This window comes from Faecalibacterium sp. I2-3-92, assembly GCF_023347315.1.
Lineage (GTDB): Bacteria > Bacillota > Clostridia > Oscillospirales > Ruminococcaceae > Faecalibacterium > Faecalibacterium duncaniae.
Map to the genome: position 1 here is coordinate 1,316,493 of NZ_CP094470.1, position 16,368 is coordinate 1,332,860.

The following is a 16,368-nucleotide window of genomic DNA, read 5'->3' on the forward strand; positions in this document are numbered from 1 at the left end:
CTATGGCTATCCGCAATATCGTAAAAGAGGGCGACCCCATCCTGAACAAGGTCTGCCGCCCCGTGACCAACTTTGACGACCGCCTTGCCACCCTGCTGGATGACATGCGGGAGACGATGATCGCCGCCGACGGCGTGGGTCTGGCAGGCCCTCAGGTGGGCATGCTGCGCCGCATCTTCGTGGTGTGGGACACCACCGATGCTCCCGAGGAGATCCCCGAGGATTATGAGTACAAGTTCATCGATTTCGTCAACCCCGAGATCCTGGCTGTTTCTGAGGATGAGGAGACCGCCTACGAGGGTTGCCTGTCCTTCCCCGGCCACAACGGTGCCGTGACCCGTCCCGTTGCCGTCAAGGTGCGTGCACAGGACCGCAACGGCAACTGGTTCGAGCTGGAGGCTGAGGACCTGCTGGCCCGCTGCATTCAGCACGAGAATGACCATCTGGACGGCATTACCATCATGGAGTCCAGCGAGTATTTCTACGAGGACACCGAGGAGGGCAAAAAGGCTGCCCGTGAAGCGAAAGGAAACAACTGATGCGCATTCTGTTCATGGGAACCCCGGATATCGCCGCGGAGTGCCTGAAGGCCCTGTATGCCGCCGGTCACGAGATCTGCGGCGTGTACACCCGGCGGGATAAGCCGGTGGGCCGCAAGCAGGTGCTCACCGCGCCCCCGGTCAAGGAAGTTGCTCTGGAGCATGGGACCCCCGTGTTCCAGCCCCGCACCCTGCGGGACGGCAGCGAGGATGCCAACATCCGGGCGCTGGCCCCTGACCTCATCGTGGTGGTGGCCTACGGCTGCATCCTGCCCAAATCCGTGCTGGAAGCTCCGAAGTATGGCTGCATCAACCTGCATGTGTCCCTGCTGCCCAAGTACCGCGGCAGCGCCCCTGTGCAGTGGGCTGTTCTGAACGGCGACACCGAGACCGGCGTTTCCATCATGCAGATGGACGAGGGGCTGGACACCGGCGATGTGCTGGTCTGCGAGAAGATCGCCATCGGCCCGGAGGAGACCAGCGGCGAGCTGTTCGACCGGGTCACCGCCGTGGGTGCCCGCGTCCTCTGTGAGGCGGTGCCCGCTATGGAAGCTGGCACCCTCAAGCCCCAGCCCCAGCAGCATGAGAACGCCACCCTGGCCCCCATGCTGGACAAGGAGCTGGCAGAGTTCAGGCTGACCGATACTGCCGCACACATCCACAACTGGGTGCGCGGCATGAACCCCTGGCCCATGGCCTGGTTCGTGACCGCAGGCGGCAAAAAGGTCAAGGTGACCGAGTGCCGCGTGGCTGCTTCCAACGGTGAGGCTCCCGGCACGGTGCTTTCCACAAAGCCCCTGACGGTGGCCTGTGCCGATGGCGCGGTCCAGCTGCTTCATGTGGTGCCTGAGGGCAAAAAGCCGATGGATGGCACCTCCTTTGCGGCCGGTCTGCGTCTCAAAGCGGGGGATACCCTCTGATGGCGGCCAATCCACGGGCAGCGGCAGTGGCTGCACTGGTCCGGCAGGAGCAGGACGGCTTCTCGAACCTTGTGCTGGATGCCGAACTCCGCCGCCAGAAACTGGAGGGCCGGGATAAGGCCTTTGCCGGTGCCATCTTCTACACCGTGCTGGAACATCAGGGCACGCTGGATTTCATTCTGGAACAGTTCCTGCCCAAGGGCCTTGCCAGGCTGGACCCGCAGGTGCGCGAGATCCTGCGGGCCGCACTGGCGCAGGCCCGCTATATGCAGGTGCCGGTGTCGGCGGCGGTGAACGAAGCCGTCAAGCTGACCCGCACCTTCAAAAAGGCGAGTGCGTCCGGGCTGGTCAATGCCGTCCTGCGCAAGGCCTGCAATTATGATCTGGAAACTGCCCGTTTCCGGAACGAGACCCAGCGCCTCATGGTGCTGGGCTCTGCGGGGCAGGATGTGGCAGAGTTCCTGCGCACCCATTACCCCGAGGAAGCGCTGGGCATCCTGACCCACACCGCCGACGGCGGCTGCACCAGCCTGCGGGCCAACTGCCTGAAAATGGATGCCGCGGCCCTCTGTGAAAAACTGCTGGAAAGCGGCGTGAAGAGCGCACAGCCCGGCCTTGTGCCTGGCAGTGTGCTGGCAAAGTTTGAGGGCAGCCCGGCAGAGCACCCGCTCTTCAAGGAGGGCTGTTTCCATGTGGAGGGGCAGGCCAGCCAGCTGGCAGCCCTCTGTGTGGAGGCAAAGCCCGGCGATACCGTGATCGACCTCTGCGCGGCACCCGGCGGCAAAACGCTGCTGCTGGCCGAGGAGATGCAGGGGCAGGGCGCACTGTACAGCTGCGATGTGGCAGAGCACCGGGTCGGGCTCATCCGGAGCGCTGTGGAACGGATGGGCTTTGCCCATGTCACCGCCCTCTGCAATGATGCCACCCGCCCCAACCAAAAGCTGCCCGCCGCAGACCGCATTCTGGTGGATGCCCCCTGCAGCGGCCTGGGCATTCTGGCAAAAAAGCCGGATATCCGCTATAAGACGCTGGAAAAAGCACGCCATGATGAATTATTGGCCACCCAGTCGTCCATTCTGGACACAGCAGCCGCTTTGCTGAAAGCAGGCGGGCGGCTGGTCTACTCCACCTGTACCATCGACCCCGCCGAGAACGAGGAGCAGGTGGCGGCATTCCTTGCCCGCCACCCGGAGTTCCGGGTGGTCCGGCCCGCTGTGGCGTTCCCTGACGGAATGACAGTGGGGGAGCACGGGGCGCTCTCGGTGCCCACCCGCACCGGGATGGACGGCTTTTTCCTCTGCGCCATGCAGAAAACGCAATGAACCCGCCGTCCGGTTCGTATTGATTCATAGGAGAATACCATGGAACAAAAACGCTGTATCTCTTCCCTGACGCTGGCCGAGCTGACCGCTGCGCTGAAAGCCATGGGTCAGCCGGGCTTCCGGGCAAAGCAGATCTTCCACTGGGTGCACCAGAAGCTGGTCACCGAGTTTTCTGCCATGACCGACCAGCCCAAGACCCTGCTGGCAAAGCTGGAAGAGCAGTTTTACATTGCTGCCCCCAAGATCGAGCGCCGGCAGGAAGCCAAGGACGGCACCGTGAAATATCTGCTGCGGATGGCCGACGGCAACTGCATCGAGACCGTTGTCATGCGCTACCACTACGGCAACACGGTCTGCGTCTCCACCCAGGTGGGCTGCCGGATGGGCTGCCGCTTCTGCGCCTCCACCCAGGCAGGCCGGGTGCGCAACCTGGAAGCCGGTGAGATCTGCTCTGAGATCTATACCGCCCAGAAGGACATCGGGGAGCGCATCTCCCACATCGTCCTCATGGGCATCGGGGAGCCGCTGGATAATTTTGATGAGGTCATGCGCTTCCTTGAGAACATCTCCTCCCCGGAGGGCGTGAACATCGGAATGCGCAACATCAGCCTTTCCACCTGCGGTCTGGTGCCCAAGATCGACCAGCTGGCTGAGAAAAAGCTGCAGCTGACTCTTTCGGTCTCCCTGCACGCTCCCAACAACGAGATCCGCAGCGGCATGATGCCGGTCAATGATGCCTACCCCGTGGAGGTGCTGATGCCCGCCGTCCGCCGCTATCAGGAGACCACGGGCCGCCGGGTCAGCTTTGAGTATTCGATGGTGCGCGGTGTCAATGATTCCGATGCCTGTGCCAGACAGCTGGCCGACCTCATCCGGGGCATGGGTGCTCATGTGAACCTCATTCCCATCAACCCGGTGGACGGAAGCCCCTACTCGGCTACCGATGCCGCCAATGTCCAGCGCTTCCAGAAAAAGCTGGAGAGCCTGGGGGTCAACGCCACGGTACGCCGCCGTCTTGGCAGCGAGATCAGCGCCGCCTGCGGCCAGCTGCGCCGGGACGAAATGAATGGTAAGGCGTAAATCGCAAGAGGAGAAGCCTATGAAACTAGCAGGAAAAACGGATGTGGGCCGCGTCCGGCAGGAAAATCAGGATGATTACCGTGCCGGGGAGCTGCCTGGCGGTGCTGTCTGGGCACTGGTGTGTGATGGTATGGGCGGTGCCAAAGGCGGCCGCGAGGCCTCACAGGGGGCCTGCAATGTCATCGAGCAGGTGTTTCAGGAGCAGTACGCCCAGTGCGGAGCAGGGCAGGAGGGAGCTTTTTTGAAAAAGGCCCTCATCAATGCCAACCGCTATGTGTTCAACAAAGCTGCCCACGAGGAATCGCTGGCAGGCATGGGCACCACGGCGGTCTGCGCCCTGGTGCGGGGTGGGGAAGCCACCCTCTGCCACGCGGGCGATTCCCGCGCCTACCTCTGCCGGGGCGGTAAACTGACTCAGCTCACCCACGACCACTCCTATGTGCAGGAGCTGGTGGACTGCGGCACCATCACGGAGGAGGAGGCCGAGCATCATCCCCAGAAGAACATCATCACCAGGGCGCTGGGCGTGGATTACCGGCTGGAGCCGGAGGTCACTTCGGTGCAGCTGCAGGCAAAGGATCTGCTGCTGCTCTGCTCGGACGGCCTGACCAACATGGTGCCGGTGGAGCAGATGGAGCAGCTGCTGGCGCAGGGCCCGTTCTACGACCTGCCCGACCGGCTGGTGGATGCCGCCAACGAGAACGGCGGCTCCGACAATATCACCGCCCTGCTGCTGGCTGTGGAACCTACGGAGGTGCACCATGGATAACCTGATCGGCAAAACGCTGGACGGCCTGTACACGGTGCGGGAGCTCATCGGCACCGGCGGCATGGCCAATGTCTACAAGGCCGTTGTGGGGCCGGGCGGCCCGGTGCCGGAGGGCACGGTCGTGGCCGTTAAGGTGCTGCGGCAGGAGCTCATGCACGACCCTGACCTTGTGCGCCGTTTCAAGAACGAGTCCAAGGCCATCTCGCTGCTCAACCACCCCAACATCGTCAAGGTGTATGATGTCTCGGTGAGCGACCATCTGCAGTATATCGTCATGGAATATGTGGACGGTATGACCCTGCGCGAGTATCTGAACGAGCGGGGCGGCAAGCTGACCAGCCGGGAGACCGTCCACTTTATCTCCCAGATCCTGAAAGCGCTGGACCATGCCCACCACAACGGCGTGGTGCACCGGGACATCAAGCCCCAGAACATCATGTTGCTGGACAACGGCCAGCTGCGGATGATGGATTTCGGCATTGCCCGCATCTCCCGGGCCGAGAACCAGCTTTCGGGCGGCAAGGCCATGGGCAGCGTCCACTATATCAGCCCGGAGCAGGCCAAGGGCGATGAGACCGACTTCACCAGCGACCTCTATTCGGTGGGCGTGATGATGTACGAGATGCTCTCGGGGCATCTGCCCTTCGATGCCGATGACGTGGTGGAGGTGGCCATCAAGCAGATCTCGGATCAGCCCAGGAGCCTGCGGGAACTGGCTCCCTGGGTGCCGGTGGGGCTGGTGGAGATCACCGAGCGCGCCATGGCAAAGCGGCCCGAAAACCGCTACAAGAGCGCCGCTGAGATGCTGGAAGCCCTCAACGCCTATGTAGAGAACCCGGCCATCGTGTTCAACTACACCTATCTCCCCGATGAAATTCCTGAAAAGGTGGTGGAACCCCCTATGCCCAGAAAAGAATCCCGTCCGGAGCGCGGCAGTGCCCCGGCAAAAGGCAGAAAAAAGAAAAAGCGCACCGTGTTCCTGCCGGTGCTGTTCGGCATCACTGTGGCCTTTGCACTGGCCTGCGCGGCCCTGTGCTGGATGATCCTGAATGATTCCAGCTCCCTGATGGGGGAAAAGGCCGATGTGGTGCTGGCAGATTACAGCGGCATGACCCAGGATGAGGTCAACGCTTCCCAGCAGGTGGCATCCGGCCAGATCGTCATCAACTGGGAGCAGGCTTACAGCAACGATTACGCTGCCGGTTACGTCTACCGGCAGTCCCCGGTGGCGGGCCGTACCGTCCGTGAGGGCCAGAGCGTGACCCTGACCGTCAGCCTGGGCATCCAGTATGTCACCGTGCCGGATGTCTCCAATTATGTGCAGGCAGATGGTGAGCAGCAGCTCAAGGATCTGGGGGTCTCTGTTTTGATCACCCAGGCGGTGGAACCCAGCGTGGCCGCAGGCTCCATCATCCGCACCGAACCTGCTGCGGGCAGTCAGGTGGCCGCAGGTTCCACGGTGGTGGTCTATGTCAGCCGCCCGCAGGTCAACACCACGGCCAAGGTGCCTGCCCTGACCGGTCTCAAGAGCGTGAACGATGCCCGCTCCGTGCTGGTGCAGAACAAGCTGGGCCTTGGCAGTACCACCGAGCAGTACAGCGACCAGCCCGCAGGTACCATCATCGGCCAGAGCCCGGCGGCAGGATCTACCGTCAAGGTGAACAGCCGTGTCAGCATTACCGTGAGCGCAGGCCCCGAGCCGGTGCCTGAGACCCCGGCTGAACAGCCGGGCAGCTCCTCCAGCGATTGGTGGAGCGGCCTGATCGGGGGCAGCTCTTCCAGCAGCGGCGATTCTTCCAGCAGTGAGGGCACCGGCCTGGACGACTGGTGGAGCGCGCTGCTGTCCTGAGGGAGGAACGGATGAAGGGATATATCGTAAAAGGAATTGGCGGCTTTTACTACGTCAAGACCGAAGAGGGTGTGATCGAGTGCAAGCCCCGGGGCATCTTCCGCAAACAGAAGATCACCCCCGTGGCGGGCGATGAGGTGACGCTGGAGACCGAGAACGGCGCGGCAGTCATTGCCGAGATCGCACCCCGCAAAAACGTGTTTGTCCGGCCGCCTGTGGCCAATCTGGATGTGCTGTTCCTTGTGGCCAGCACCACCCAGCCCACCCCCAGCACGCTGGTGCTGGACAAGCTCTCGGCCATCGCCGTGGACAAGGGAGTGCAGCCCGTCATCGTCTGCACCAAGGCTGACCTCGGCGAGGTGGAGTTCCTGCGCAGTGCCTATGAAAGATCCACTCTGCCCTTCATTGCCATCCGCTACGACAGCGGGGAAGGGCTGGACGAGGTCAGGCAGTGGATCAGCGGGCGGCTCTGCGCCTTCTGCGGCAACTCCGGTGTTGGCAAATCGACCCTGCTGAACACCCTGCTGCCTCAGGCCGAGCGGGAGACCAGTGCCATCAGCCAGAAGCTGGGGCGCGGTCGCCATACCACCCGCGAGGTGACCATCTTTGAGGCCTTTGGGGGCCGCATTGCGGATACCCCCGGCTTTGCCAGCCTGGAAGCCAACCGCGCCGGGTTCATCCCCAAGGAGAATCTGGAGCACGCCTTCCCGGAGTTCGGGCCCTACCTTGGGCAGTGTCAGTTCACGGGCTGCTCCCACCGCACGGAAAAGGGCTGTGCCATCCGTGCCGCTCTGGCCGAGGGAAAGCTCTCCCGGACCCGGTACGACAGCTACTGTGCCATGTATGAGGAAGTCAAGGATGTCAAGGACTGGCAGAGGAGGGGAATGTGATGCGCTGCGTGATCCTCTCGGCCTGCCCGGTCTCGCCGGAGCTGAAGCGTCTGCTCCGCCCCGATGACTTCATCATCGCCTGTGATGCTGGCTACCGCAACTGCGCGCCGCTGGGCTGCAAGCCCAATATCATCCTGGGAGACTTCGATACCGCTCCCTGTCCGGTGCAGCAGAACGACGATATCATCGTCCTGCCTCACGTCAAGGACGACACCGACACCGAATATGCCGCCAAGCTTGCCAGTGAGAAGGGCTTTACCGAGGTGCTTCTTCTGGGGGCGCTGGGCGGCAGGCGGATCGAGCATACCCTCTCGAATCTTGCCACCGGCCTTGGGCTGGAAGAACGGGGGGTGCGGGCAACGCTTCAGGATGAGCGCAGCCGCGTCACCTTTGTCCGCTCCGGCGAAACCCGCGCCTACCCGAAGGAGGAATTTTTCTATTTCTCCGCTTTCCCCATGGAGGGCAGGGCGGAGGGCGTGTGTGAGCGCGGTTCCTACTATGAGCTCACCGATGATGTGCTGGTGGCCGGTTACCCGCTGGGAGTCAGCAATGAGTATGCCGAAGGCTCAGACTGCATCACCATCTCCACCCGCAAGGGGGCGCTGGTGGTCGTGGAAACAGTGCCGGATACACCGATCCTGACCGGGAACAAGGCCTGAGCCGCACACTTTGCCGTCCTGCCGCTTATATTGTGGTATCACACCACGAAAGGCGGGAGAGCGATGCAGGTGGTCGTTATCAAAAGCCCGAAGTGTCTGCGCGGCGTTCTGCGCAAGCTGTTCGGCATCAAAAAAGGATAAGAAAAATACCGGGGCAGGCGGCTGCTCCGGTATTTTTTGTGGCACATCATTCTTTTGTGGTATAGGTCAGATCCAGCACCGGGCCAAAGGGGTCAAAAATGAGGTTCTGGATGCCGGGTGCGATCAGCAGGCGCTTCTGCTGGGCAAACAGAGGGACCGCCACGGCATTGCTGAGCAGCTGGCGCTCACAATCGCCCAGCAGGCGGCAGCGGGAGCTTCCGGTGGCCTGGGTGCTGGCCTGCAGCTGGGTGGCATACAGGGAATCTGCATAGCCGGTCAGGCTGCCGCCCGCTGCGGTGAACTGGTTCAGCATGTTGTACACACTGCCGCCCTCGGCGCTGATGGGGGCCAAGGCGATGGTGTAGTCCCCCTCGGCCAGCCGTTTCGCAAAGGTCTCCTCGTCCACTTCCTCTACGGAGAAGAAGAGGGAAAACTCCTTCTGCCACACGCCATTGATCTCCTCAGCGGCGCTGGTCACGCCGGAACCGGCAGGCACCATCAGGCTGACCTTGTTGAAGTCAGAGGTGGTCAGCGTCTGCCGCGCCGTGAGGTAGAGCGCTCGGGCATCCACCGCGGCGGGAGTCACATCCCCGGCGGTATCCCGGTAGTTCATGCCGTCCACAGTCAGGCCATCCGGTACCAGACCGTTGGCGGCGGCATAGAGCCCGCCGTCCGGCACCTCGGCTGCACCCCGCGCGGCGGAGGCCAGTGCCTGCCGCAGCTCGGTGGAAGCAAACACGCTGCTGCAGTTGAACAGCAGGCTCCATGTGGTATCGGAGTAGGAGAGGGAAGTCAGGGTGGTGGGCGCGGCGGTGTCGTCCGGGGCGGCAGAGCACTTCTCGTTGGCAATCAGCTCTGCGGCGGACTGCCCGGCGCTGTTGGTGTTCTGCACCAGCCGCAGGCTGTCGATGAGGCTGCCCGAGGGGGCACGCCGCAGGAACAGGCCGCTGGCTGTCCAGTTGTAGATGTAAAAGCTGCCGCTGGAAAGGGTGGACGAAGCATTCAGACCGTAGGTGCCCCGGGTGGAATTGAAAAATTCCTCATCGCAGGGCATGGCACCGGGCAGGGTGAGCTTCTCGAGGAAGTTGTCGTCAGCACTGCTCAGGTGGAACACCAGCGTCAGCGGCCCGGAGGCCGTGACCCCCAGCGCGCTCTCGGGCATCTGCCCGGCCAGCACGGCGGCGCTGTTTTCAAGGGCCGCAAACTCCACCGCGTAGGGGGAGTTGGTCTCCGCCCGGAACAAGCGCCGGAAAGCGAACACAAAATCCTCGGCGGTGATGGCGTAGTCGGTGGCGTTGCCCTTGGCGGCGGTGTAAGTCAGGCCATCCTTGAGGTAGAAGGTGTAGGTGAGGCCGTCGGAGGACTTCTCCCACCGTTCGCAGAGGGCAGGCTCATATTTGCCGCTGGGATCTTTGCGGACAAGGCCGCTGTACAGGTTCTCGCAGGCGATGACATCCGCAGAAGCCGAGGCCACCTGCGGGTCAAGGTTGGCCGGGATGCTGTCCACGAACCAGGTGAAGCTGTTGGAGCCCGAACCACAGCCGGTCAGGGCAAAAACAAACGCAATGGTCAGCACCACTGCGGAAAAGCGGATCAGGGAATGTTTCAAGAAAATGCGCTCCTTGTAAAATGATACGATTAAAGTATAGCGGAAACGGTCGGAAAAGACAATCGACATTTTGTGAATTCAGATAGGATTTCGGTGCATCCGGGGCCAGAACAAGGTTTGGCGTTGCCAATTGGCTGGAAAAGGTGTAAAATGGAACAGTGAATCAATTTCAGCCTGAATTTTCATAGAGGAGGTTCTTTCTTTATGCAGAAAGATCAGCAGAAGCTTGCAGAACTCATCCGGGGCAAAAAGGTGGCATTCATCGGTGCCGGTGTCAGCCACAAGACCCTTATCAAGGAGTTTGTGGAGCTGGGAGCCCATGTGACCCTGTGCGACCAGAAAAAGAGCGTGGAGGAGTTTGGCGATTATGCCGCTACCATCCGGGAACTGGGCATTGACCTGAGCCTTGGCGAACACTATCTGGACGGCTTCAAGGGCCAGGATATCATCATGCGCACCCCCGGCTTTGTGGGCTACTTTGAAAAACCCCTGCAGGATGCCATGGCGGCGGGCACCATGGTCACCAGCGAGGTCGAGCTTTTCTTCGATTTCTGTCCCTGCGAGATCGTGGCCGTGACCGGCTCTGACGGCAAGACCACCACCACCACCCTCATCTCCAAGTTCTACGAGGCCGCAGGCCGCAAAGTACATCTGGGCGGCAACATCGGTGCGGCCCTGCTGCCCATGCTGCCCGAGGTCCGGCCGGAGGATGTGGCTGTGGTGGAGCTGTCCAGCTTCCAGCTCATCAGCATGCACCAGAGCCCGAAGATCGCGGTGGTGACCAACGTCACCCCCAACCACCTCGATCACCATAAGGATATGCAGGAGTACATCGACGCAAAACGCAACATCCTGCTCTACCAGAACCCGCCCTGCCGTGCCGTGCTGGGCTACGAGAACGAGATCAGCCGCTCCATGCAGAAGGACTGCAAGGGTAGGCAGGTCTGGTTCACCCGCCTGCACGATACCGACAACGGTGCCTTCCTGCGCAAAGAGGACAACATGCTCTGCATGGCCGAGGATGGCGTGGTAACGCCCTTCTTGGACCAGAAGGACATCAAGCTGCGGGGCCTGCACAATATCGAGAATCTGCTGGCCGCTGCCGCCGCAGTCTGGGGAGAGGTGCCTGTAGAGGCCATCCAGAAGGTGGGCAGCACCTTTACCGGCGTGGAGCACCGCATTGAGCCGGTGCGCACGCTGGACGGCGTGCTCTACTACAACGATTCCATCGGCACCAGCCCCACCCGCACCATTGCGGGCCTGCGCAGCTTTGACCAGAAGGTCATCCTCATTGCGGGCGGCTATGATAAGCACATCCCCTATGAGCCGCTGGCCCCCGAGATCGTGGCCCACGTCAAGGATCTGGTGCTGATGGGTGCCACCGGCCCCCGCATTGAAAAGGCCCTGCGGGAAGACCCCGGCTTCAATGAGGCCGCACTGCCCATCCAGCACGCGGACAATATGCAGCACGCTGTGGAGCTGGCCCGTGCCGCCGCAAAGCCCGGCGATATCATCATCCTGTCTCCCGCCAGCGCCTCTTTCGACCTCTACCCCAACTTTGAGGTGCGCGGCCACGAGTTCAAGAACATCGTCAACGCACTGAAATGATCACGCAGGTCAGAACGCCCCGCCAGAGGCAGCGGTTCCGCAGCGCCTGCCGCGGAAAGCTCTGCCTTGGGGTCACGATGCCGCAGGCGCTGGTGCTTTTCGGCAAAAGCCAGCCGGGCCGGTTCTTCGCCGGGCCAACGCTGGCGCTGGATGTGGGCGGCAGTACCGCCTGGCTGGCGGGCCACGCCAACCCGGACGAACTGGCCAGCTTCCTGCATTTCTGCGGCTGTAAGGCGGTCATCCTGGACGAAGCCGAGTGCCCGCCGCCCACCGGCTGGGCCCGGGTAAAGTCCCTTTTTGTCTTTGGCCTGGCACCCGGAAAGCAGCTGCCGGAACCCGCTGTGGAAGAAACGCTCTGGGCCTCCCTGCATTTTGACCCGGAGCCCCCGGCGGGCCCCGTTGCACAGATGCTGTTTCCGGACCGCCCCACGCGGCGGGATGATTTTTACTCTGAGCTCTGCTCAAAGCGCGCCCGCGGCAGGGCTGTGGTCTGGGCTCTGGAGCAGGGAGGGGAGCTTGCCTGCACCGTGGGCGCTTACGCCATTGGAACAGAGCAGGCTTACATGGCCTGCGGCGAGACTGCGGAGCCATTGCGGGGGCGCGGCATCGGCGGGCGGCTTATCGTCCGGCTGGCCAACACCCTCTCGGCGCAGGGCCTGCAGCCCCTTTTCCTCTGCTCCCCGGAACGGGTGCACTTTTATACCCGCCGCGGCTTTGAAAAGCTGGGAGAGTATGCCCGATATGAAAATAAAGATTAAGGAACCAAAAATGTCAATGCTGAACCACTTTTTTGATTACAAAGCAGAAGTCCTGGCGCTGGACGAAAAAGCCATGGAGCTCTGCCAGCCCTATTTCCACCACATGGAGGAGATCCGGGACTACAACCAGCTGAAAATGCTCAAGGCCTTTGCCGATACCCAGATGTCCTCCACCGATATGCTGGGCACCACCGGCTATGGCCTGTGGGATACCGGCCGCGCCAAGCTCGAGCAGATCTTTGCCGAGGTGATGGGCGCGGAGGATGCCCTTGTGCGCAGTCAGTTCCAGAGCGGCACCCATACGCTGGCGGTGGCCCTGTTCGGCCTGTTGCGGGCAGGGGATACCCTGCTGGCTGCTACCGGCCGCCCCTACGATACGCTGGAGGGCGTGATCGGTCTGGACGGCAAAGGCAAGGGCACCGGCACCCTGATGGACTACGGCATCCGGTACGACGAAGCCCCCCTCAAGGCCGACTTCACCCCGGATTACGCGCTGATCGCCCAAAAGGCCCCGGGGGCAAAGGTCTGCCATATCCAGCGCAGCCGCGGCTACCTGCAGCGCAATGCCTTTGATCTGGATACCATTCAGAAGATCGCCGACACGGCCCGTGCCGCCAACCCCGAGATCATCATCTTTGTGGACAACTGCTATGGTGAGTTCACCCAGATGAAGGAGCCCTGCCAGGCCGGTGCTGACCTTGTGGTGGGCAGCCTCATCAAGAACCCGGGCGGCGGCATCGCCCCCACCGGCGGCTATATCGCAGGCCGGAAGGATCTGGTGGAGCTGTGTGCCTACCGCCTGAACGCCCCCGGACTGGGCAAGGAGCTGGGCTGTACGCTGGAAACGCCCCGTGATATGTACCTTGGCTTCTACTATGCCCCCGGCGTGGTGTGTGAAGCCATCAAGACCGCCATCTATGCCCAGTGCCTGCTGGAGCTGGTGGGCAAAAAGCCCATCCCGCGCTACTGCGAGGATCACAACGATATCGTGACCTGCTTCGATGCCGATACCGCTGATGCCCTCATCGGTTTCTGCCGCGGCATTCAGGCCGCCAGCCCCGTGGACAGCTATGCCGCACCGGAACCCTCTCCGGAGCCGGGCTATACCGATGAGGTCATCATGGCAAGCGGCAGCTTTACTCAGGGCAGCACCATCGAGCTCTCCTGCGACGGCCCCCTGCGTGAGCCTTACACCTGCTACCTGCAGGGCGGCCTGAACTTTGCCGCAAGCCGTGCCGGTGTCCTGCTGGCCGTGCAGAATGCTTATTTCAAGGATTGAACTTTTCAGAAAGAAAGCGTGAATCAAATGAATCGTGTTACTTCCATTGATGCCCGGATGCTGGAACGCTTTGAGCAGGGCTATGCTGCCCGCCCGGAGCTGAATGTGATGTCCAATGCAGTTTCCCGCACGGCTCTGCCGGACGCGGCCTTTGTGCCCGCCGCCGCTGCCAAGCTGCGGATGGACTTCTCTGTGCTGGTCAAGACCAATAACATCACCAACCAGAAGCAGAGCGGCCGCTGCTGGATGTTCTCCACCCTGAACGTCCTGCGCCAGCGGGTGATCGCCAAGTGCGATCTGGAGGATTTCTCCTTCTCTCCCACCTATCTGGCGTTCTACGATAAGCTGGAAAAGGCAAATCTCTTCCTTGAGAACATCCTCCACTTTGCGGATCAGGACCTGACCGACCGTGAGACCTACACCCTGTTGGGCAACCCGCTGCCCGACGGCGGCCAGTGGGATATGGCCATCAGCCTGATCAAAAAGTACGGCGTGGTGCCCTCCTGGGTCATGCCGGAGACAGTCCACTCCACCGGTACGGCCAAGTATCTGCCCATCCTGAACCGCAAGCTGCGGGAGGATGCGCTGGAACTGCGGGCCATGGCAAAAGAGGGAAAGGACACGGCCGCCCGCCGCGAGGAGATGCTGGCGGAGATCTACAACGCCCTGTGCATCCTCTACGGCCAGCCCCCCAGGAGCTTTGACTTTGAGTATACCGACAAGGATGAGCACTACCACTGCGACCGGAACCTGACCCCGCACACCTTCCTTGAGAAATATGTGGGCAATGATCTGGATGATTACGTTGTCATCATCTCCTCGCCCATCCATGCGCTGAACCGCACCTACTGCCAGCCCTTTATGGGTGACGTGGTGGAGGAGAATATGTTCTGGCTCAACCTCTCGCAGGAGGAGCTGGAGGATCTGACCATCCGCCAGCTGCAGGCAGGGGAGGGGGTCATGTTCAGCTGCGACTGCCACCCCGACGGTGACCGCGCCAACGGTTATTGGGACCCTGACTGCTTCCAGTACGGCGAGGTGCTGGGAGGCCTGACCTTTGGCATGACCAAGGCCGAGCGGCTGCTCACCCGTGAAAGCACCATGAACCACTGCATGATGTTCTGCGGTGTCAATCTGGACGAGAACGGCAAGGCTGACCGCTGGAAGATCGAGAACAGCTGGGGCGATGCCTCCGGCCAGAAGGGCTACTACATCGGCAGCGAGAAGTGGTTCAAGGCCAATGTCTACCAGATCACCGTCCGCAAGAGCCTGCTGAGCGATGCCCAGCGCGCCCTGCTGGATCAGGAGCCCCTGCCCATGAAGCTGTGGGACCCGCTGGCTTAACTTCAAATAGGATGCTATAAAGAAATCCCTCGCCATAGGCGGGGGATTTCTCTGTTAAGCGGATAGTAGGGGGAGTTTTAACGTGAAGCAGCTGCCTTTGCCCACTTCACTTTCCAATAGGATTTCTCCGTGGTGCAGGTGGGCAAGCTCCTGCGCAATGGTCAGTCCCAGACCTGTGGAGTCGTGCTTGGAAGAGGTGGTGGTGTGGAAATACCGGTCAAATACGGCGGCCTGATCCTCCGGCGCAATGCCGCAGCCCGTGTCTCGGACGCTCACCAGAGCAGCACCGGCCTCCACCCGGCTGTTGACGGTGATGCTCCCTCCTGCAGGGGTGTAGTGAATGGCATTTGTCAACAGGTTCTGCAGGATCTGCTGCAGCCGGATCTGGTCGCCCCACACCGGCAGCTCCGAAGCCGGGAGAGCCTGAAGCACCACGCCCTTCTTCTCAGCCTCCTCCCGGCAGCTGTCACAGACCGCAGCGATGACCTCCCCCAGAGATACCCGGTCCTCGTTGAGCATCACCTGTTTCTGCTCCAGCTTTGCAGCCAGAAACAGATCCTCCGTCAGGCGGCGGAGAAAGGCCGTCCGCTGCTGCAGGGCGGGCAGCAGGGCCGGCAGGGCCTCCGGTGCAGCCTCCAGCGTGTCCAGGCCACTGCTGACCGCAAACAGGGGACTGCGCAGGTCGTGGAAAATGTTCAGCATCATGCTTTTCCGGGCCTCGGTCTCCTCCGTCAGGGCCTTTGTCCGCTGTATGACCCGGGCATCCAGCTCCCGGGCCAGCTGCTCCGCCCGGTCAAATTGCAAGGCATACCGGCGGCAGACATAGGCCATGCAGCCCAGAGTAAAAGGCGCGTCATAGATCCGGGCACACCGGAACAGGTAGAAAAACACGCTCTCCTGAAAAAACGGCACGTGCATGCCCGGCAGGACCACCCATACCCGGAAGCCAATGGTGATGGCACAGGGAAACAGCATCAGCAGGGCAGCGTCGGAGCCCCGGGCATACATTGCCATCAGTATGCCCAGACAGTAGCCCATGCCCAAAAGCAGCCCCACCGCCCGTACACGGCTGAGGGGAATCAGCGTCAGAACAAGATACCCCAGCGTCAGAAGCAGGGAATGGAGCCGCTGCCCGTGAGACACCGGCACAGCCCCTGTCAGGGCGGCACACAGCAGGATACCTGCCAGAACCGTGACGGTAAAGAATCCCCGGCGGAAAAAGACGCTCCAGCCGGAACTTCCCACCGGAGCCAGAATGATCACCAGAGCCCAGAGGGTCAGCACCGTCAGATACAGCAGAAAATACCCCAGTTCCTTCTGAGGCTTGTATCGGTACAGGGCCAGCACTACCGCTCCCAGAGTGCAGAATACCGCAATGGCCATCCACTGCAGCACCGTGCGGAAGGTCAGGGCAGCCACTCCTTTTTCTGGGAACAGGGCAGCCCATGCCATCAATTGGGCTTCAGAGTCCATGCCGGGGACTCCAAAATCTGCCAGCGCCGGCAGTCGCTGGTTGAACCAGATCCCTGCCAACCCAATGGCCAGTGCCAGTGCCCCGGCAGCAGCCGGAAGCAGAAATCGCTTTTTTATCATAAAAAGAC

At 61.8% G+C, this 16,368-nt stretch carries 14 protein-coding genes; 12 read left to right on the forward strand and 2 right to left on the reverse strand.

What is annotated here, in order from left to right; translation table 11 throughout:
- Positions 1–2: 2 nt before the first annotated feature.
- The 8 genes from def to MTP42_RS06480 are packed head-to-tail and all read left to right on the forward strand — an operon-like array spanning position 3 to position 8,028.
- Entirely contained in the window at positions 3–539 is a 537-nt protein-coding gene (gene def / locus MTP42_RS06445) for a peptide deformylase (RefSeq protein ID WP_249258219.1), read from the forward strand.
- Positions 539–1,459 (forward strand): methionyl-tRNA formyltransferase, encoded by a 921-nt coding sequence (gene fmt, locus MTP42_RS06450; protein ID WP_005932696.1) that lies wholly within the window; start codon positions 539–541, stop codon positions 1,457–1,459. The genes def and fmt overlap by 1 nt, the downstream gene beginning before the upstream one ends.
- A complete protein-coding gene (gene rsmB, locus MTP42_RS06455) occupies positions 1,459–2,781 on the forward strand; it encodes a 16S rRNA (cytosine(967)-C(5))-methyltransferase RsmB (protein WP_249258220.1) in 1,323 nt (440 codons plus the stop codon). Before fmt ends, rsmB begins: the two co-directional genes overlap by 1 nt.
- A gap of 39 nt (positions 2,782–2,820) precedes the next feature.
- Positions 2,821–3,861, forward strand: coding sequence for a 23S rRNA (adenine(2503)-C(2))-methyltransferase RlmN (gene rlmN / locus MTP42_RS06460; protein ID WP_005932700.1), 1,041 nt, complete (start codon positions 2,821–2,823; stop codon positions 3,859–3,861).
- A 19-nt stretch (positions 3,862–3,880) separates the two neighbouring features.
- Complete coding sequence (locus MTP42_RS06465; protein ID WP_098922514.1) at positions 3,881–4,630, forward strand: Stp1/IreP family PP2C-type Ser/Thr phosphatase; 750 nt, start codon at positions 3,881–3,883, stop codon at positions 4,628–4,630.
- Positions 4,623–6,479, forward strand: a complete 1,857-nt coding sequence (gene pknB / locus MTP42_RS06470; RefSeq protein WP_249258221.1) for a Stk1 family PASTA domain-containing Ser/Thr kinase — start codon at positions 4,623–4,625, stop codon at positions 6,477–6,479. Before MTP42_RS06465 ends, pknB begins: the two co-directional genes overlap by 8 nt.
- A gap of 11 nt (positions 6,480–6,490) precedes the next feature.
- Positions 6,491–7,369 (forward strand): ribosome small subunit-dependent GTPase A, encoded by an 879-nt coding sequence (gene rsgA / locus MTP42_RS06475; protein WP_098922511.1) that lies wholly within the window; start codon positions 6,491–6,493, stop codon positions 7,367–7,369.
- Positions 7,369–8,028: a thiamine diphosphokinase gene (locus MTP42_RS06480; RefSeq protein WP_154276281.1), complete on the forward strand. Its 660-nt coding sequence runs from the start codon at positions 7,369–7,371 to the stop codon at positions 8,026–8,028. The genes rsgA and MTP42_RS06480 overlap by 1 nt, the downstream gene beginning before the upstream one ends.
- 187 nt (positions 8,029–8,215) lie before the next feature.
- On the opposite strand, the gene MTP42_RS06485 is transcribed toward MTP42_RS06480, so the two are convergent.
- Entirely contained in the window at positions 8,216–9,778 is a 1,563-nt protein-coding gene (locus MTP42_RS06485; RefSeq protein ID WP_249258222.1) for an ABC transporter substrate-binding protein, read from the reverse strand.
- A gap of 204 nt (positions 9,779–9,982) precedes the next feature.
- Here MTP42_RS06485 and murD point away from each other — a divergent pair, with 204 nt between their 5' ends.
- Genes murD through MTP42_RS06505 form a run of 4 tightly spaced genes read left to right on the forward strand, consistent with a single transcriptional unit; the run spans position 9,983 to position 14,767 of the window.
- The gene (murD, locus tag MTP42_RS06490; RefSeq protein WP_249258223.1) at positions 9,983–11,386 is read left to right on the forward strand and encodes a UDP-N-acetylmuramoyl-L-alanine--D-glutamate ligase; all 1,404 of its coding nucleotides are present in this window, start codon (positions 9,983–9,985) and stop codon (positions 11,384–11,386) included.
- Entirely contained in the window at positions 11,383–12,144 is a 762-nt protein-coding gene (locus tag MTP42_RS06495) for a GNAT family N-acetyltransferase (RefSeq protein WP_249258224.1), read from the forward strand. Before murD ends, MTP42_RS06495 begins: the two co-directional genes overlap by 4 nt.
- A 16-nt stretch (positions 12,145–12,160) precedes the next feature.
- Positions 12,161–13,423: a methionine gamma-lyase family protein gene (locus MTP42_RS06500; protein ID WP_249258305.1), complete on the forward strand. Its 1,263-nt coding sequence runs from the start codon at positions 12,161–12,163 to the stop codon at positions 13,421–13,423.
- A 27-nt stretch (positions 13,424–13,450) separates the two neighbouring features.
- Positions 13,451–14,767 carry an aminopeptidase C gene (locus MTP42_RS06505; RefSeq protein ID WP_215695344.1) on the forward strand — a complete coding sequence of 439 codons (1,317 nt, stop codon included), beginning with the start codon at positions 13,451–13,453 and terminating at the stop codon, positions 14,765–14,767.
- Positions 14,768–14,821: 54 nt separating this feature from the next.
- Here the strand turns inward: MTP42_RS06505 and MTP42_RS06510 are convergent, their stop codons facing one another.
- Positions 14,822–16,360, reverse strand: a complete 1,539-nt coding sequence (locus MTP42_RS06510; protein WP_249258225.1) for a sensor histidine kinase — start codon at positions 16,358–16,360, stop codon at positions 14,822–14,824.
- Positions 16,361–16,368: the final 8 nt, after the last annotated feature.

Bases quoted from the DNA above. Each gene is read 5' to 3' on its own strand.
- pknB (WP_249258221.1), top strand. From the start codon at position 4,623: ATGGATAACCTGATCGGCAAAACGCTGGACGGCCTGTACACGGTGCGG.
- MTP42_RS06500 (WP_249258305.1), top strand. From the start codon at position 12,161: ATGCTGAACCACTTTTTTGATTACAAAGCAGAAGTCCTGGCGCTGGAC.
- MTP42_RS06465 (WP_098922514.1), top strand. From the start codon at position 3,881: ATGAAACTAGCAGGAAAAACGGATGTGGGCCGCGTCCGGCAGGAAAAT.
- def (WP_249258219.1), top strand. From the start codon at position 3: ATGGCTATCCGCAATATCGTAAAAGAGGGCGACCCCATCCTGAACAAG.
- MTP42_RS06495 (WP_249258224.1), top strand. From the start codon at position 11,383: ATGATCACGCAGGTCAGAACGCCCCGCCAGAGGCAGCGGTTCCGCAGC.
- fmt (WP_005932696.1), top strand. From the start codon at position 539: ATGCGCATTCTGTTCATGGGAACCCCGGATATCGCCGCGGAGTGCCTG.
- rsmB (WP_249258220.1), top strand. From the start codon at position 1,459: ATGGCGGCCAATCCACGGGCAGCGGCAGTGGCTGCACTGGTCCGGCAG.
- MTP42_RS06480 (WP_154276281.1), top strand. From the start codon at position 7,369: ATGCGCTGCGTGATCCTCTCGGCCTGCCCGGTCTCGCCGGAGCTGAAG.
- rsgA (WP_098922511.1), top strand. From the start codon at position 6,491: ATGAAGGGATATATCGTAAAAGGAATTGGCGGCTTTTACTACGTCAAG.
- murD (WP_249258223.1), top strand. From the start codon at position 9,983: ATGCAGAAAGATCAGCAGAAGCTTGCAGAACTCATCCGGGGCAAAAAG.
- MTP42_RS06510 (WP_249258225.1), bottom strand. From the start codon at position 16,360: ATGATAAAAAAGCGATTTCTGCTTCCGGCTGCTGCCGGGGCACTGGCA.
- rlmN (WP_005932700.1), top strand. From the start codon at position 2,821: ATGGAACAAAAACGCTGTATCTCTTCCCTGACGCTGGCCGAGCTGACC.
- MTP42_RS06505 (WP_215695344.1), top strand. From the start codon at position 13,451: ATGAATCGTGTTACTTCCATTGATGCCCGGATGCTGGAACGCTTTGAG.